A 15090-nucleotide genomic window follows, 5' to 3' on the forward strand; every position below is an offset into this window, starting at 1 on the left:
GTGCTTTCGTGAGGTTCTTGATTCGAGGAAACGGGCGCGACGGCGTTACGACAGCTCGACGAGAACCTTGCCGTTGCGCACGAACGGAAGTTTTACCACGCGCGCCGGAAGTTGCTTGTCGCGGATGACGACCTGCACCGTGTCTCCGACGGCGACAGCCGCCGGCACGCGCGCGAAGGCGATGGATTCCTGCATCGACGGCGAAAAGGTGCCGCTCGTGATCTCGCCGTCGCCGTGCGGCGTGACGACTTTCTGATGGGCGCGCAGCACGCCGCCCGCCTTGCCGTTTTCCTTGATCAGCACGAGCCCGACGAAATTGGCCTTGGAGCCGTGCGCCTCGAGCGCGCTGCGGCCAACGAAATCGCGCTGCGTTTTCAGATCGACGGTCCATGCGAGGCCGGCGTCGAGCGGCGAAACCGTCTCGTCCATGTCCTGACCGTACAGGTTCATGCCGGCTTCGAGACGCAGCGTGTCGCGCGCACCGAGGCCGGCGGGCTTCACGCCCACGGCGGCGAGCGCGTTCCACAACGCTTCGACTTGTGTCGCCGGAACGACGATCTCGAAGCCGTCCTCGCCGGTATAGCCGGTGCGCGCGAGCATCAGCTCGCCATATTGCGTCGACGGGAAAACGGCCGCGTTGAATGGCTTGATGTCCTGAGTTTGCGCGCGCGTGTCCGGCAGCACTTGCCAGGTCTTTTCGCGCGCGGTCGGGCCCTGAACGGCGATGATCGCGAGATCGCGGCGCGGCGTGATGGAAAGATTGAATTCGCCTTCGGCATTCAACTGGCCGAACCAGGCGATGTCCTTTTCCGCCGTCCCCGCGTTCACGACCACGCGGAAACTCGTTTCGGAAAAGTAGTAGACGATCAGATCGTCGATCACGCCGCCGTTGCCGTTGAGCAGGCACGAGTAGAGCGCACGGCCGGGCGTCGTGAGCTTGTCGACGTTATTGGCGATGGCGTACCTGAAGAATTCGCGGACGGCGTCGCCCTCGAAATCGACGACGCGCATATGCGACACGTCGAACATGCCGGCGTCGGTGCGCACGGCGCGATGCTCGTCGATCTGCGAACCGTAGTTGACGGGCATGTCCCAGCCGCCGAAATCGACCATGCGCGCGTTCAGCGCGAGGTGGGCGGCGTGCAGGGGCGTGTGTTGAAGTTCGGTCATCGGGGCCTCGGTTCGCGAAACAAAAAAGGCCACGCCGCGCACATTTCGCCCGGCCGATGCCTTTTCGTGCTGCCGAAAGCAGCGCGCAAGGCTCATGCCCCGTAGCGGATGCGATGCGTGACCCCTCTGTCCTCGGTACCTGAGAGATTGCGCGAACCGTGCACGGTCGTGCTGCGGTTCATCGCGCGCCCCTTCGGTGGGCAACTGGCTTCATGAGGAAGCCGCTGCCGCTCTCCAGAGTGCGAGGAAACGAATTCCTCGACGCCGTCGGTCCTTTTGCCTGAGAGTTTGCGGGTATGCCCCTTCGGCGGCGCGGTCTTCGCTGCATGAACGAAACCACGCGCTCTCCCGACGCGTGCGGCAGAATTTACGCGACCGAATAGGGCTTGTCAAACGGATTCGGGCGCGTTCGATGGACACCGAACACGTCCGCTGAACGATGTTCAGTCGAGTTGCCGAAACGGCACGCGCCGCCCTTCCCGGTCACTCTGAATCGCCAGTTCGATGATCGTCATCGTATCGACCGCGTCCTGCGGCGAAATGGGAAACGGCTTGCCGTCCTGAATCGACGCCGCCAGCGCGCGATAAAACTCGATATACGCGCCGTCCTTCGTGGCGAATTCATGGCGCAGGTCGAGATCGCCATCGACTTCGCGCAGCACGCCCGGCGGATTCTTCGCAAACTCCGGATTGCCGGGCCGCATGCCGGAACGCAACTGGTCTTCCTGCGTATCGAGCCCGTTTTTCACATAGCTGCCCCGCGTGCCGTGGATCGCGAAACGTGGCGGTTCCAGCGCCGCGAGCGCGCTGGCGTGCAGGATCACTTCCTTGTCGTCGTAACCGAGCACGAGATGCACGTAATCCGGCGCGTGCGCGTGATCGCGATGCGCCTTCACGAACGCCGTCACCGTCTGCGGCGCGCCGAAGAGCGTCAGCGCCTGATCGATCAGATGCGGCCCCAGATCGAACAGCAGGCCGCCGCCGCGCTCGGCTTCCTCGCGCCAGCGCTGCGGCACTTTCGGGCGAAAACGGTCGAAATGCGATTCGTAATGCGTGATGCGCCCGAGCCGCCCGCTTTCGACGAGCGCGCGCACCGTCATGAAGTCGCCGTCCCAGCGGCGGTTGTGAAACGGCGCGAACACGAGACCGCCTTGCGCGGCGAGATCGGCGAGCGTGCGTGCGTCGCGCGCGGAAAGCGTGACCGGCTTGTCGACGACCACATGCTTGCCCGCCGACAACGCGCGATGCGCGAGATCGAAGTGCGTGTCGTTCGGCGTCGCCACGACGACACATTCGAGCCCGTCGACGGCGAGCAGCGCCTCGAAGTCCGCGACGATCCGCGCGTTCGGATAATCCGCCGTCGCGCGTTCGGCCTGGCTCGTCGCGATGGCCGTCACTTCCGCCCGGCCGCAGTGCTCGATGACGGGTGCGTGAAATGTCGCGCCGGCGAGGCCGTAGCCCATCACGCCGACTTTCAGTGCTGTGCTCATGCGGGCATCGTCCTGTCGTAAATTCGATCGGATATTGTGGCACGAACGAGGGCCGGAACCGCGCCGCCGCTATCGTGTTAACATCGCGCTCTCCTCCGCGCGCGGGTTTCAGCAAGCGCGCCCCGAACTCCAGAAGCCCAATACGATGTCCGCTGGTCTCAACGCCGCGCAAAGCGAAGCCGTGCGCTATCTCGATGGTCCCTGTCTCGTGCTCGCCGGCGCGGGCAGCGGCAAGACGCGCGTGATCACACAGAAGATCGCGCATCTGATCGAAGGACGCGGCTTCGAGCCGAAGCACATCGCCGCGCTCACGTTCACGAACAAGGCCGCGCTCGAAATGCGCGAGCGCACCGCGAAGCTGCTCGAAGGCAAGACGCTCACGACGCCCGGCAAGGAAGGCCGCAAGATTCCCGTCAATCAATTGACGATCTGCACCTTCCACTCGCTCGGCGTGCAGATCATGCGGCAGGAAGCGGAGCACGTCGGGCTGAAGCCGCAGTTCTCGATCATGGATTCGGACGACTGTTTCGGCATGGTCCAGGAACAACTCGGCACGACCGACAAGGGGCTGATCCGCAAGATCCAGTCGATCATCTCGCTGTGGAAGAACGCGATGGTGTCGCCGGATCAGGCGTCCGTGCTCGCGAGCAACGACGACGAGCACCAGGCAGCGATCGTGTATCGCAGCTATGCGGCGACGCTGCACGCGTATCAGGCGCTCGATTTCGACGATCTGATCCTGCGTCCCGCGCAGCTTTTCGCCGAGAACGAGCAGGTGCGCGACAAGTGGCAGAACCGCCTGCGTTATCTGCTGATCGACGAGTATCAGGACACCAACGCCTGTCAGTACGAATTGCTGAAGCAGCTCGCCGGCCCGCGCGCGGCGTTCACGGCGGTCGGCGACGACGATCAGGCCATCTACGGCTGGCGCGGCGCAACGCTCGAAAACCTCGCGCAGCTCGGCAAGGATTTTGCGAAGCTGCACGTCGTCAAGCTGGAGCAGAACTATCGCTCGACGGTGCGCATCCTGACGGCGGCGAACAATGTCATCGCGAACAATCCGAAGCTGTTCGAAAAGAAACTGTGGTCCGAGCACGGCATGGGCGACACGATCACCGTCACCGGCTGCAACGACGAGGAGCACGAGGCGGAATCCGTCGTGTTCCGGCTATCGGCGCACAAGTTCGAGCGGCGCACGCAGTTCCGCGACTACGCGATTCTTTATCGCGGCAATTTTCAGGCGCGCATCTTCGAGCAAGTGCTGCGGCGCGAGCGCATTCCTTATGTGCTGTCGGGCGGGCAGTCGTTTTTCGACAAGGCGGAGATCAAGGATCTCATCGCGTATCTGCGCCTGATCGCCAATCCCGACGACGATCCCGCGTTCATTCGCGCGATCACGACTCCGCGGCGAGGCGTCGGCAATACCACGCTCGAAGCGCTCGGCGCGTTCGCGGGCGCGGCGAAGGTGTCGCTCTTCGAGGCGGTGTTCATGGGCGGCATCGAGGCGCGTCTGTCTGCGCGGCAGGTCGAGCCGCTACGCACCTTCTGCGAATGGATTCGCCGGCTGTCGGACCGCGCGGCACGCGATCCCGCGACCGAAGTGCTCGACGACATGATGGAAGCCATCCACTACGAGTCGTATCTCTACGATGCGTACGACGAGCGCCAGGCGCAGTCGAAATGGCAGAACGTGCTCGAGTTTCTCGAATGGCTCAAGCGCAAGGGCACGAAGCCCGAAGCCGCGCCGGGAACGGAGCAGACAGGCTACGACACCGCCGACGGGTTCGCCGATGAAGGCAAGAACCTGCTCGGCCTGATCCAGACCGTCGCGCTGATGTCGATGCTCGAAGGCAAGGAGGAAGATCCGGATGCGGTGCGGTTGTCGACGGTGCATGCGTCGAAGGGACTGGAGTATCCGCACGTGTTTCTGGTGGGCGTCGAAGAAGGGATCATGCCGCATCGCGGCAGCTCGGACGACGACGCGCCCGTCGACGATTCGCGCATCGAGGAAGAGCGCCGGCTGATGTATGTCGCGATCACGCGCGCGCAGCGCAGTCTGCATCTGAACTGGTGCAAGAAGAGAAAGCGCGCGCGGGAGACGGTGGTGTGCGAGCCCTCGCGCTTCATCCCCGAGATGCTGCTCGACGATGCGCCGCCACCGACCGCCGAGGAAAAGCCGCTGTCGCCGAAGGATCGTATGGCGATGCTCAAGGCGATGCTGCAGAAACCTTGATGCCTTCTTCGTGCTCCAAACAAAAAACCCTGCGCCGCAAGACGCAGGGTTTTTCTCATTGCACTCGAGAAGGTTACTTCGCCGCGTTCACCATGTAATCGACGGCCGCCTTCACGTCCGCATCCGGCGCGTTCGATCCGCCCTTCGGCGGCATCGCGCCTTTGCCGTGCAGCGCGTAGTTATAGACGGTGTCCATCGGCTCCTTCAGGCGCGGCGCCCATGCGGCCTTGTCGCCGAACTTCGGCGCGTTGAGCACGCCGGCCGCGTGACACGCCTGGCAGACTTGCTCGTAGAGTGCCTTGCCGGCCTGCGCGGCATCCGCGCTTTGACCGCCGGCCGCCGGCGCAGCCGATGCAGCCTGCGGCACCGATGCCAGCGCCGCGACGGCTGCCGCCGCCTGCGCGTTCTCATTCGCGCTCGCTCCCGCCGGAGCCGCCGCGCCCGAAGCCGCTGCCGCACCTGATGCGCCCGCGCTCGCCGCTGGGCCCGACGCGGGTTGCGCCGGTTCGGCCAGTTTGCCGCCGCTGCCGTTCGCCATATAGACAACCGCGCGCGCAATTTCGAAGTCGCTGTAATCGTCGGGGCTGGCGCCGCCGCGTGCGGGCATCGCGCCCTTGCCGTTGAGCGCGTTGTGCAGGAGCGTGTCGTAGCCTTCGCCGATGCGCGGGGCCCACGCGCCGGCATCGCCGAACTTCGGTGCGCCAGCGGTGCCCGCTGCGTGACAGGCCGAGCAGACGGCCTTGAAAACTTCTTCGCCGGTCTTGTAGACGCGCGGTGCGTTGGCATCGCGGATATCGACCTGCGCGGCGGGCGCGATGCGCTCCTTCACCGACTGCTCGATGTCCGTGCCCGCGCCGGTACGCGTCGAGTTGTTCACATACACCGCGAGCAGAATGATGATGGCGACCGGGATGCCGAATCCCGCGATGACCGCGGCGATGAGTTGGCCGGGTGTCTTGATCGGGGCTCCGTGGGGTGCTTCGCTCATGCTTGTCTCGTCTCCCGTTTTTTGGTGTGAGTCGGTTCAGTGACAGCGTGACAGCTACCGCATTGCGCTTGCGCGGGCCTTGGGGAAAGGCACGGTCGATTATAGACGGAACGCTTAACTGTCGGCGCGAGGTGGCCGGGGCGGCGGTGCGGGCGTTTACCCGAATCGTGTGATGCTTCGCGCGATGCGTCCAGGCCCGTGCGATGGACGAAGTCATGGAAAACAGGTATTCTCTCGGATTCGCATGGGCCTTGTAGGCGCCTTTTGTTTTCGGGCGCTCCCTCACGCAAGGCCTTTCTCCGATGCGCCCGTAGCTCAATGGATAGAGTACTGCCCTCCGAAGGCAGGGGTTGCTGGTTCGATCCCAGCCGGGCGCGCCAATGAATTCCCCCTCGATCCGGTTGTCGTTCGTTGGTTGTTTCTGTCCGCGATTCCGCCGGCCCGGCTGAACTAGCGCTCGCCGGAAAACGCTCCCGATTCGCCCACCATCGTCCCCCACCCAAACCCCATCCCCGCCAACCACCTCCGATACGCCACCGCCATCCGATCACACCGCTGATGCAGCTCCGCATCGAGATCGAGCGGCAGACGCCGAGGCCATTGCGACTCGACGATCGGCGTGTCCTGCATCAGGATCTCCATATTGAAGTCGTAGAGCGCCTGATCGGAATGCGTCGTGTCGTCCTCATGAATCGACACGAGCCACGCGCGCGTCTCCGTCTGCGTCACCGGCGACGCCGCCAGCATGATATGCAGCGCGCCCTGCCCGCCCGATGCCATCTTCGTGAGACTCGCGATCAACGGCCGCTTGACGCGATACACATAGTCGATCATCGCGCCGCCGCCCTGCCCCGGAATCCCCGCGGGCTGCCAGTATCGACACTGCCGCGCTTCGAGTCCGCCATCGGAAGTCTGCACGACTTCATAGTCCGGCACTTCCGTATGCGTCTCTTCGCCCAGAATCCCCACATGCACGAACGAAAAGTGCGCCATATCGAGAAAATTCTCGACGACGCGCGGCGCCGACGACCTCACAGTCTGCGGCGCGAGATTGATGCGCCGCCCCCCGGGAATCGCGGCTTCGGGAAAGAAATCGAGCGCGTAAGCCGGTTCGCTCAAGCACATCCACACGACGCCGTACTTCTCCTCGCTGACGAAGGTCGTCGCGCAGGCACGCTTCGAAGGACGCAGCGACGGATTCGACGGAATGTGCAGACACTGCCCTTCGATGTCGTAACGCCAGCCGTGATAAGGGCACACGATCTGATCGCGCATCACATGTCCGAGCGACAACTGCGCGCCCCGATGCGGACAGTAATCGCGCCACACATGCGCCGCGCCGACACTGTCACGCCACACGACGATCCGCTCATCGGCGACGACGAACCCGCGCGCAGCGCCTTCGGGAACGTCTTCGCTATTGCAAACCGGCAGCCATTCGCCAGCCAGAGAAAGAGATTCGTCGCGCATCACAGTGAATCAGAAATAGAAGTCCGAAAGCCGTTATTACACGAAACACAGCGTCTTCACAAAACGTTGCAAAATAGCGGATCGCTCGCTCGGCGCAATTCGATGCCACTCCATCCAGCCGATGCCACGCGACGGGGCCGCAGTACATGACAGCAAGATAAAAGAAAGAAATCACCATCCAGGGGTTCAGTATGGAGCAGGCGCATCAACCGGCACGCCGGACTTATGCCTTCGCATGGTCCGAACACCGGAATCCCGAACGCGAGCAGGCCACGCTGCGGGTCTGGATGGGAGCGGCGGTTCTTCTGGCCTACGGCGTCTTCGCCTGGCTACGCCCTTCATACGATGCACTGCTGGTTGCACGCCTCGTCGCGCTCTATGTGTCTTACGGCGCGGTGACGCTCCTGATCGTGAGCCGCATGAGTTCGCCTTCGGAGAAGCGTCTCACCGTCACGACCATCGCCGATCAAACCCTGCTCGGGCTCGCGCTCGCGGCGGGCGGTGCGATCGCGCTACCGCTCATCTGGGTGATGTTCTGGTTTCTGATCGGCTCGGGATGCCGATACGGCAAGCGCACGCTCGCCGTGTCGTGCGCGACGGCGCTCATCATCGTGATCGCGCTCGGTATCTGGCAGCCGTGGTGGCGCGCCAATCTTCCCGCCGCGATCGGGCTGGGCTTGAGCGTGCTGGGCGCATCGGTGTATTTGAGCGTGCTCGTCGATCGGCTCGGCAACGCGAATCGCGATCTCGCACGTCAGGCATCGACCGATCCGCTCACCGGTCTGTCCAACCGATACGCGCTCGAGCGGGTCGTCGATCGCGCGATGAGCACGCGCGATGCCGATGGCGACCACGCCGCCGCGCTCCTCCTCATCGACCTCGACGGCTTCAAGGAAGTGAACGATACCTACGGTCACGCCGTCGGCGACATGCTGCTGCAAGCCTTCGCGCAATCGCTCGCGAAGCGCATGCGCAAGACGGACACGATCGCGCGTCTGGGCGGCGACGAGTTCGTCGTGCTCGCGCATCAGGTACGCGATCGCGCGGCGGTGCTGTCGGTGGCCGACAGCATTCACTCGGTGCTCGGCGCGATGACCTCGGTGCAGGAGCGGCCGGTGTCGGTATCGGCGAGCATCGGCGCGTGTCTGCTTTCCAGCGCGACGGCCGCGCAACAATCCGGCATCACCGCCGTGCTGCGCGCCGCCGACCGTGCGATGTATCGCGCAAAAAGTCTCGGCGAAGGGAAAACCGTCTTCGCCGAAACGCGCGACTTCGAAGCGAATTGAATCGACGTGCCCGCATGCAGGCGGGCACCCCGGCTCAAGGCCGGATCACGCCTCGACGCTCGTCCACGCCTGCTCGCGCAGCTTCGTGCGCAGACGCGCGACCGCCTGGCTGTGCAACTGGCACACACGCGATTCGCTGACTTCCATCACCGCGCCGATTTCGCGCAGGTTCAGACCGCGTTCGTAGTAGAGGCTCATCAGCAGCTTCTCGCGCTCGGGCAGCTTGTCGATCGCTTCGATCAACGCACCGCGCAGGCTGTCGTCGAGCAGCGCCGAAAGCGGGTCCGAGCGATCGACGCAATAGCGGTCGAGGAACGGCTCGTCGTCGGCGGAGCGGTCGAAGTCTTCGTAGTAGATCAGCTGGCTGCCGTGCAGATCCTGGAGCATCGACTGATATTCGTCGAGCGGCATGTTCATGTGCTCGGCGATCTCCGTCTCGCTTGCGGAGCGGCCGAGGTTCTGCTCGACCTTGTGCACCGCCGATTCCACTTCGCGCGACGTCTTGCGCATGCTGCGCGGCAGCCAGTCGTTCGCGCGCAGCTCGTCGAGCATCGCGCCGCGAATGCGCTGGCTCGCGTAGGTTTCGAATTGCGCGCCCTGATCTTCCTTGTAGCGGCTCGCCGCGTCCATGAGTCCGATCATGCCGGCCTGGATGAGATCGTCGAGATCGACGCTCGCCGGCATCTTGGCGACGAGCTGAAGCCCCAGTCGGCGAACGAGCGGCGCATATTTCGTCAGGACGTCCGACTGTGAGAGTTTGCCTTGGGCGTTATACATCTTGGTCACCTATCTTGATCACATCGACGCCGTGCTGGTCATTGCAAAGTCGTGAAGCGCGGCCACACGATGCGCCGCCTCCCGCCCGCCCTGTTCAGAGTCGCCAACCGGAATTCGCGCGTCTGGCTGACCGTTCGCCGCGCGCATGTACGGCGCGGGGCGCATCGGCCAGTGCAGGAGCTCCGCCGCAATCGCGCGGTAGTCGCGCGCCGCGGCCGTAGCCGGGAACGCTTCGACTGCGCAGCGTGAAAGCTCCTTCGCCCGAGCGACGCGCGCATCCTCGGACACATACCCTGCCTGCACGAGCGACACGGCCAGATACCGGCTCGCGACGCCCGACAGGTTGTCGAACGCGACCGCCGCGTCGGCCGGGTTCTGCACGTGATTGATGAGCACGCGGAACTGGCCGATCGCATGGGCGTAGTGCAGGCGCTTCATGCACGCATACGCCTCGGTGATCGCCGACGCAGCCACCCGCGTCACGATGAGAAAGTCATGCGCCTGCGCCGCGAGCGTCGACAGTGCGCCGTGACGGTCCAGTTGCGCGTCGATGAGAACGATGTCCGCCGGACCATCGAGCAATGCGCGGCACTGCGCGGCGTCGTGACTGATGCGCTCGTCGCGCGGCGCGGCGATCTGCGAGAAGCCGAACGGCGTGCGCTCGACGACATCGGCGAGCGCGCGGCGGCCCGACATCACAGCGGCGAGCGCGCCTGCATCGGAGAGGCCCAGCATGCGGCTCGCCGAGCCCGCGCCCCGATGCTCGTCGATGACGAGCACATCCTTGCCGTGCACGGACAGCGCCGCGCCGAGATTCACCACCGCCGACGTGCATCCGATGCCCGCCGGCCCGCCCGCCACCGCCACCACGCGCGAACCGGCGCGCGTGAGCAGCCGTCGCAGACCTTCCGCCTGGTCGAGCACGAACTTATCCAAAGTGCACCTCATGCAGTTCGGTCGTGGCGCGCGCGGACAGTGCGGAGAGCAGCGCCGGCACTTCTTCGTCCTGCGGCACGAACGGCGAGCCGTCGCGCGGAATGCAGAACGCGCTCTTGATGAGGAAACGCTTGGTCGCGACGTACAGGTTCTCCGGTACCTTCTGGCCGGTCGACACGTAATGCACCGGCAGCTTGTAGCGGATGACGGTATCGAGCACGCCGCCGAGATTCGTCGCTTCGTCGAGCTTGGTCAGGATGCAGCCCGCGAGCGGCGGCTGATCCGCCGCGCTCTTGTATGCCTGCACGACTTCGTTGAGCGTGTCGCCGTGGCTCGTCGCGTTGAGCAGCAGGATGCGCTGCACCGGATGGCCCGCGCCGCACAGCATCGCGATCTGGTCCGAGACCATGCGGTCGCGCTGGCTCATGCCGATCGTGTCGATCAGCACGATATGTTTGTTGCGCAGCTCGGAAAGCGCGAGCTGCAGGTCGGCGGCGTCCTTCACCGCGTGCACCGACACGCCGAGGATCTTGCCGAAGATGCGCAACTGCTCGTGCGCGCCGATCCGGTAGCTGTCGGTCGTGAGCAGCGCGACCTTGCTCGCGCCGAAGCGCATCACGCAGCGCGCCGCGAGCTTCGCCGTGGTCGTCGTCTTGCCGACGCCCGTCGGGCCCATCAGCGCGAACACGCCGCCGCGCTCCATCAGCGCGTCTTCGCTATCCATCACCGGGATATTCGATTCGAGCACCTGCTGCACCCATTCGAGCGCGCCTTCCACGTTTTCCATTTCCGGCATGTTCTCCACCATCATGCGGACGAGCTGCGCGGAAAAACCGGCGGCGAAAAGACGCTTGGTCAGCAGGCCCCCGGTCGGGTTGCGGCGCTGGCGCTCGCCCCACAACAGACCGGAGAACTGCTCTTCCATCATCGTGCGCATCGACGAAAGCTCGTTCATCACCGTTTCGTTGACGACTTGCTCCATGCGCGCGCGGATCGCTTCGGTCACGACGGCCGCCGCGTTCGCCGGCAGACCTTCGAAGGCGCCTTCGGGCGCGGCCGTCGCGGTGCTTGCCGCCGGTGCGTCGGCGTGCGGCGCGCTCGCGTTGATCTTCTGCGCGGCACGGCGTGCGGCGACCTGCGCGGCCTCGCGTGCCCAGTCAGGCGTTTCGACCTTCGATTGAGCGCGCGTCTGACCGGCGGCCTCGACGCGGCTCGTTTGAGCCTGCGCCTGCGCTTGCTGGCGAATCGCGTACTTGCCGGCTTCCGGCATCTTGTCGGCGCGCGTCTCATGCGCGGCGACCGGCACCGGCACGCCCATGCCGCGTGCGATCGCGGCGGACGCCGTGAGCGGACGGTTCGACGGCATCGTCGCCTGCTGCGCGATGCGCTTCGCGTGCTCGATCAGCCACGGGTTCGATTCGGCCATCGTGCGCGGCGCTTCTTCGCCGGACGTCGCGTCGTGTTCGTGCGCGAACTCGTCTTCATCGTCGGCGTCGGTGTTCGCGCCGAAGACCGACGAGAACACGTCGCCGCTCGCGTAGGGATTCGCGGCGGATTGTTTTGCCGGCATCGCGGCCGCCGCAGCCGCCAGAGCGGCGCGCGGCGTGCTCGTCGAACGCACTGCCTGTTCCTTCGCGGCCGGCGAGATCGACGCGATATCGCTGTCCGCGACGCCGACGATCTCGACGGAGCCGTCATCCAGCGTTCGATTCGACAACACCACGGCATCGGGGCCGAGCGCTTCACGAACCTGGCGCAATGCGTCGCGGCTGTTCGCGCCAATGAATTTACGAATATTCAAACTTGCCCCCGATGAGGTGTAACTGCGATCTTTAGCAAGCGGACCCACTTGGCTCATTGCCGTGTCCGCTTTTCAGTGAGGCCATTATTGCGAACTTCACCCTTCGTCCATCGCTGGATAAAGGGTGAGAAAAAGGGGTATTTCGGCTGATGGAAATGCGGCGCCGGGCGCGCGAAGGTTGCGCGCGCCGGAAAAAGATTCCGCTTTGCTTCTGTCCGAACGCTCGCCCGACGGCGTAAGCTTTAGGGCAGTTCGCTCACCGTCCGGCTCGCCTGTACGAGCGTCCGGACACTCACAGGAGACTTCTTCGCATGGCGTCCGCTGTCCCCTCCGCGCAGTCCGTTTTTCCCGAAAGTCAAACCACCGGCGCGCGTCTCGTCGTCGATGCGCTCGTGCATCACGGCGTCGAGCGCGTGTTCTGCGTGCCCGGCGAGAGCTTTCTCGCCGTGCTCGATTCCCTGCACGACGAGACCTCGCACATTCAGACGATCGTCTGCCGCCACGAGGCGGGCGCGGCGAACATGGCCGAGGCGGTCGGCAAGCTGACGGGCAAGCCGGGCGTCGCGATCGTCACGCGCGGGCCGGGCGCGACGCACGCGTCGATCGGCGTGCACACCGCGTTTCAGGATTCGACGCCGATGATCCTGCTCATTGGCCAATGCGCGCGGGAACACATGGACCGCGAGGCGTTTCAGGAAATCGACTATCGCCGGATGTTCGGGCAGATGGCGAAATGGGTCGCGCAGATCGACGATCCGCGCCGCGTGCCGGAATACATGAGCCACGCGTTCCACACCGCGACGTCGGGCCGTCCGGGGCCGGTCGTGCTCGCGCTGCCGGAAGACATGCTGACGGAAACGGTCGCAGCCGCGCCGCCGGCGCCGCGTTATCAGCGCGTGGCGGCATCGCCGTCGGCGGCGCAAATCGAGCGGTTGCGCGAGTTGCTTGCCCACGCGAAGAAGCCGTTCGTGATCGCGGGCGGCAGCGGCTGGACGCTCGAGGCGACGCAGGACTTCGCACGCTTCGTCGAGCAATGGCAGTTGCCGGTGGGCTGCGCATTCCGCTATCAGGACACGCTCTCGAACGAGCATCCGAACTATGCCGGCGATGTCGGCCTCGGCATCAATCCGGCACTCGCCGCGCGCGTGCGCGATGCCGACGTGCTCTTCGTGCTCGGCCCGCGCATGGGCGAATCGACGACGGGCGGCTACACACTGCTCGACATCCCGAAGACGAAGCAGACGCTCATTCACGTGCATCAGGGCGCGGAGGAACTCGGGCGCGTCTACAGCGCCGATCTTCCGATCGTCTCGGGCATGCCGGAAATCGCGTCGATGCTCGCGGCGCTGACGCCGCCCGCGAACATCGCGTGGCATGGCGAGGCCGAAGCCGCGCACGCCGCGTATCTCGAATGGCGCAAGCCGCGCCCGATGCTTGGCGATGTCCAGCTCGGCGAAATCATGCGCCAGCTCGCCGAAACGATTCCCGCCGATTCGATCCTCACGAACGGCGCGGGAAATTACGCGACGTGGCTGCATCGGCACTATTCATATCGGCATTTCCGGTCGCAGTGCGCGCCGACGAGCGGGGCGATGGGTTACGGTGTGCCCGCCGCGATCGCCGCGAAGTCGCTGTATCCGGAACGCACGGTGATCGCGTTCGCAGGCGACGGCTGCTTCATGATGTCGAGTCATGAAATCGCCACAGCCATGCAATATGAATTGCCGGTGATTTTCATCGTCGTGAACAACGCGCAGTACGGAACGATCCGCATGCATCAGGAGCGGCATTATCCGAATCGCGTGCATGGGACGGGGCTCACGAATCCGGACTTCGCCGCGTATGCGCGCGCGTTCGGCGCGCATGGGGAACTCGTCGAAACGACGGACCAGTTCATGCCGGCATTCGAACGCGCGCGAAATTCCGGCTTGCCCGCGGTGATCGAGATCCGCATTCCGCAAGAACAGAGCACGCCGGGCGCGACACTCGAACAAATTCGCCAGCATGGACAGCGGTAAGAGACAAACTTTCAATCTTCTTGCAGCGCACTCCCGGTGGCAGTAGAGTAGCCAGTTCAAAAACACTGGGAGTTAGCGATGCTTAAGATTCTGGCGTTGTCATTGGCATTGGGCTTTTCGGGCGCGGCCTTCGCGAAGGCTGATTGCACCGCGCATCCGAAAAGCGAATGGATGAAGGAATCGGATGCCAAGGCGCAACTCGAAGCGCAAGGCTACAAGATTCGCAAATTCAAGGTCGATGGCAACTGCTACGAGATTTACGGCCACGACAAGAACGGCAAGAAAGTCGAGATTTATTACGACACGAAGACGCTGGCTGTCGTGAAGTCGGAAGTCGAGTAAGCGTCATGTCCGTGGCACGCGTGCGAGTCTGGGACGCGTGGGTGCGGCTCACGCATTGGGCCGTCGCGGGCATCGTCTTGTGGAATCTGTTCGGGCCGACGGATTCCACGCATCGCATGCTCGGATATGTCGCGGCCGGGCTCGTTGTCGCGCGCATCGTGTGGGGTTTCATCGGATCGCGTCACGCGCGATTTTCAGCGTGGTGGCCGACGCGTTCGCATCTCTTCGACTATCTGCAATCGCTTGCGAAGGGCCAGCCGGTGCGCCATGTTTCACACAATCCGCTCGGCGGGTTGATGGCGCTCTTTCTCTGGTTGCTCATCCTGGCGCTCGCGGTGTCCGGCTGGATCATGAGGCTCGATGCGTTCTGGGGCGAGGACTGGCCGCAGGAGGTTCATGCGTGGCTGTCCGTTGCGATCGAGGTCTGCGTTTGCGTGCATGTCGCGGCCGCGGTGCTGATGAGCGTGTGGACGCGGGAGAATCTTGTCCGAGCGATGGTGACGGGGGATAAGCGCGGCGCGGAAAACAAAAAAGCCTCGTGACCTGAATCACGAGGCTTTCTTCTGGCTCGACCGCGAG

At 64.4% G+C, this 15090-nt stretch carries 12 protein-coding genes, 1 tRNA gene and 2 riboswitches; of the genes, 6 read left to right on the forward strand and 7 right to left on the reverse strand.

The genetic code is table 11. The annotated features are described in order from the left end of the window. Nucleotides 1-45 precede the first annotated feature (45 nt). Together gcvT and NCR38_RS13180 are read right to left on the reverse strand one after the other, a co-directional pair. On the reverse strand, nucleotides 46-1170 hold the full coding sequence (gcvT, locus tag NCR38_RS13175) for a glycine cleavage system aminomethyltransferase GcvT (protein ID WP_250477217.1): 1125 nt from the start codon (nucleotides 1168-1170) through the stop codon (nucleotides 46-48). Between the two features lie 116 nt (nucleotides 1171-1286). Continuing rightward, a riboswitch (glycine riboswitch) is annotated at nucleotides 1287-1418 on the reverse strand. Between the two features lie 10 nt (nucleotides 1419-1428). After that, nucleotides 1429-1531, reverse strand: a riboswitch (glycine riboswitch). 82 nt (nucleotides 1532-1613) lie between these two features. Continuing rightward, the gene (locus NCR38_RS13180) at nucleotides 1614-2660 is read right to left on the reverse strand and encodes an oxidoreductase (RefSeq protein ID WP_250477218.1); all 1047 of its coding nucleotides are present in this window, start codon (nucleotides 2658-2660) and stop codon (nucleotides 1614-1616) included. 145 nt (nucleotides 2661-2805) lie between these two features. Here NCR38_RS13180 and NCR38_RS13185 point away from each other — a divergent pair, with 145 nt between their 5' ends. Further along, a complete protein-coding gene (locus NCR38_RS13185) occupies nucleotides 2806-4893 on the forward strand; it encodes a UvrD-helicase domain-containing protein (protein WP_250477219.1) in 2088 nt (695 codons plus the stop codon). 73 nt (nucleotides 4894-4966) lie between these two features. Here the strand turns inward: NCR38_RS13185 and NCR38_RS13190 are convergent, their stop codons facing one another. After that, complete coding sequence (locus tag NCR38_RS13190; protein WP_250477220.1) at nucleotides 4967-5881, reverse strand: cytochrome c5 family protein; 915 nt, start codon at nucleotides 5879-5881, stop codon at nucleotides 4967-4969. Nucleotides 5882-6185: 304 nt separating this feature from the next. Between NCR38_RS13190 and NCR38_RS13195 the strand changes: the two genes are divergently transcribed. Further along, a tRNA-Arg gene (locus NCR38_RS13195) sits at nucleotides 6186-6261 on the forward strand. Nucleotides 6262-6331: 70 nt separating this feature from the next. Here NCR38_RS13195 and NCR38_RS13200 read toward each other — a convergent pair. Further along, complete coding sequence (locus NCR38_RS13200; RefSeq protein ID WP_250477221.1) at nucleotides 6332-7351, reverse strand: aromatic ring-hydroxylating dioxygenase subunit alpha; 1020 nt, start codon at nucleotides 7349-7351, stop codon at nucleotides 6332-6334. 191 nt (nucleotides 7352-7542) lie between these two features. Here NCR38_RS13200 and NCR38_RS13205 point away from each other — a divergent pair, with 191 nt between their 5' ends. Further along, complete coding sequence (locus NCR38_RS13205) at nucleotides 7543-8637, forward strand: GGDEF domain-containing protein (RefSeq protein WP_250477222.1); 1095 nt, start codon at nucleotides 7543-7545, stop codon at nucleotides 8635-8637. A gap of 45 nt (nucleotides 8638-8682) precedes the next feature. Here the strand turns inward: NCR38_RS13205 and NCR38_RS13210 are convergent, their stop codons facing one another. The 3 genes from NCR38_RS13210 to flhF are packed head-to-tail and all read right to left on the reverse strand — an operon-like array spanning nucleotide 8683 to nucleotide 12151. Further along, nucleotides 8683-9414 carry an RNA polymerase sigma factor FliA gene (locus NCR38_RS13210; RefSeq protein ID WP_061116573.1) on the reverse strand — a complete coding sequence of 244 codons (732 nt, stop codon included), beginning with the start codon at nucleotides 9412-9414 and terminating at the stop codon, nucleotides 8683-8685. 18 nt (nucleotides 9415-9432) lie between these two features. Then, nucleotides 9433-10350, reverse strand: coding sequence for a hypothetical protein (locus NCR38_RS13215; RefSeq protein ID WP_061116574.1), 918 nt, complete (start codon nucleotides 10348-10350; stop codon nucleotides 9433-9435). Beyond that, a complete protein-coding gene (gene flhF, locus NCR38_RS13220; RefSeq protein ID WP_061116575.1) occupies nucleotides 10343-12151 on the reverse strand; it encodes a flagellar biosynthesis protein FlhF in 1809 nt (602 codons plus the stop codon). The genes NCR38_RS13215 and flhF overlap by 8 nt, the downstream gene beginning before the upstream one ends. A gap of 311 nt (nucleotides 12152-12462) precedes the next feature. Here flhF and NCR38_RS13225 point away from each other — a divergent pair, with 311 nt between their 5' ends. From NCR38_RS13225 to NCR38_RS13235, 3 genes are all read left to right on the forward strand, one after another. Then, nucleotides 12463-14169 carry a thiamine pyrophosphate-binding protein gene (locus NCR38_RS13225; RefSeq protein ID WP_250477223.1) on the forward strand — a complete coding sequence of 569 codons (1707 nt, stop codon included), beginning with the start codon at nucleotides 12463-12465 and terminating at the stop codon, nucleotides 14167-14169. 78 nt (nucleotides 14170-14247) lie between these two features. After that, entirely contained in the window at nucleotides 14248-14511 is a 264-nt protein-coding gene (locus NCR38_RS13230) for a PepSY domain-containing protein (RefSeq protein WP_044041758.1), read from the forward strand. Between the two features lie 5 nt (nucleotides 14512-14516). Further along, nucleotides 14517-15053 (forward strand): cytochrome b/b6 domain-containing protein, encoded by a 537-nt coding sequence (locus NCR38_RS13235; protein ID WP_061116577.1) that lies wholly within the window; start codon nucleotides 14517-14519, stop codon nucleotides 15051-15053. Nucleotides 15054-15090 lie beyond the last annotated feature (37 nt).

It is taken from the genome of Caballeronia sp. INML1 (assembly GCF_023631085.1).
Lineage (GTDB): Bacteria > Pseudomonadota > Gammaproteobacteria > Burkholderiales > Burkholderiaceae > Caballeronia > Caballeronia turbans.

Bases quoted from the DNA above. Each gene is read 5' to 3' on its own strand.
- NCR38_RS13210 (WP_061116573.1), bottom strand. From the start codon at position 9,414: ATGTATAACGCCCAAGGCAAACTCTCACAGTCGGACGTCCTGACGAAA.
- NCR38_RS13205 (WP_250477222.1), top strand. From the start codon at position 7,543: ATGGAGCAGGCGCATCAACCGGCACGCCGGACTTATGCCTTCGCATGG.
- NCR38_RS13180 (WP_250477218.1), bottom strand. From the start codon at position 2,660: ATGAGCACAGCACTGAAAGTCGGCGTGATGGGCTACGGCCTCGCCGGC.
- NCR38_RS13235 (WP_061116577.1), top strand. From the start codon at position 14,517: ATGTCCGTGGCACGCGTGCGAGTCTGGGACGCGTGGGTGCGGCTCACG.
- NCR38_RS13225 (WP_250477223.1), top strand. From the start codon at position 12,463: ATGGCGTCCGCTGTCCCCTCCGCGCAGTCCGTTTTTCCCGAAAGTCAA.
- gcvT (WP_250477217.1), bottom strand. From the start codon at position 1,170: ATGACCGAACTTCAACACACGCCCCTGCACGCCGCCCACCTCGCGCTG.
- NCR38_RS13230 (WP_044041758.1), top strand. From the start codon at position 14,248: ATGCTTAAGATTCTGGCGTTGTCATTGGCATTGGGCTTTTCGGGCGCG.
- NCR38_RS13200 (WP_250477221.1), bottom strand. From the start codon at position 7,351: ATGCGCGACGAATCTCTTTCTCTGGCTGGCGAATGGCTGCCGGTTTGC.
- NCR38_RS13190 (WP_250477220.1), bottom strand. From the start codon at position 5,881: ATGAGCGAAGCACCCCACGGAGCCCCGATCAAGACACCCGGCCAACTC.
- NCR38_RS13185 (WP_250477219.1), top strand. From the start codon at position 2,806: ATGTCCGCTGGTCTCAACGCCGCGCAAAGCGAAGCCGTGCGCTATCTC.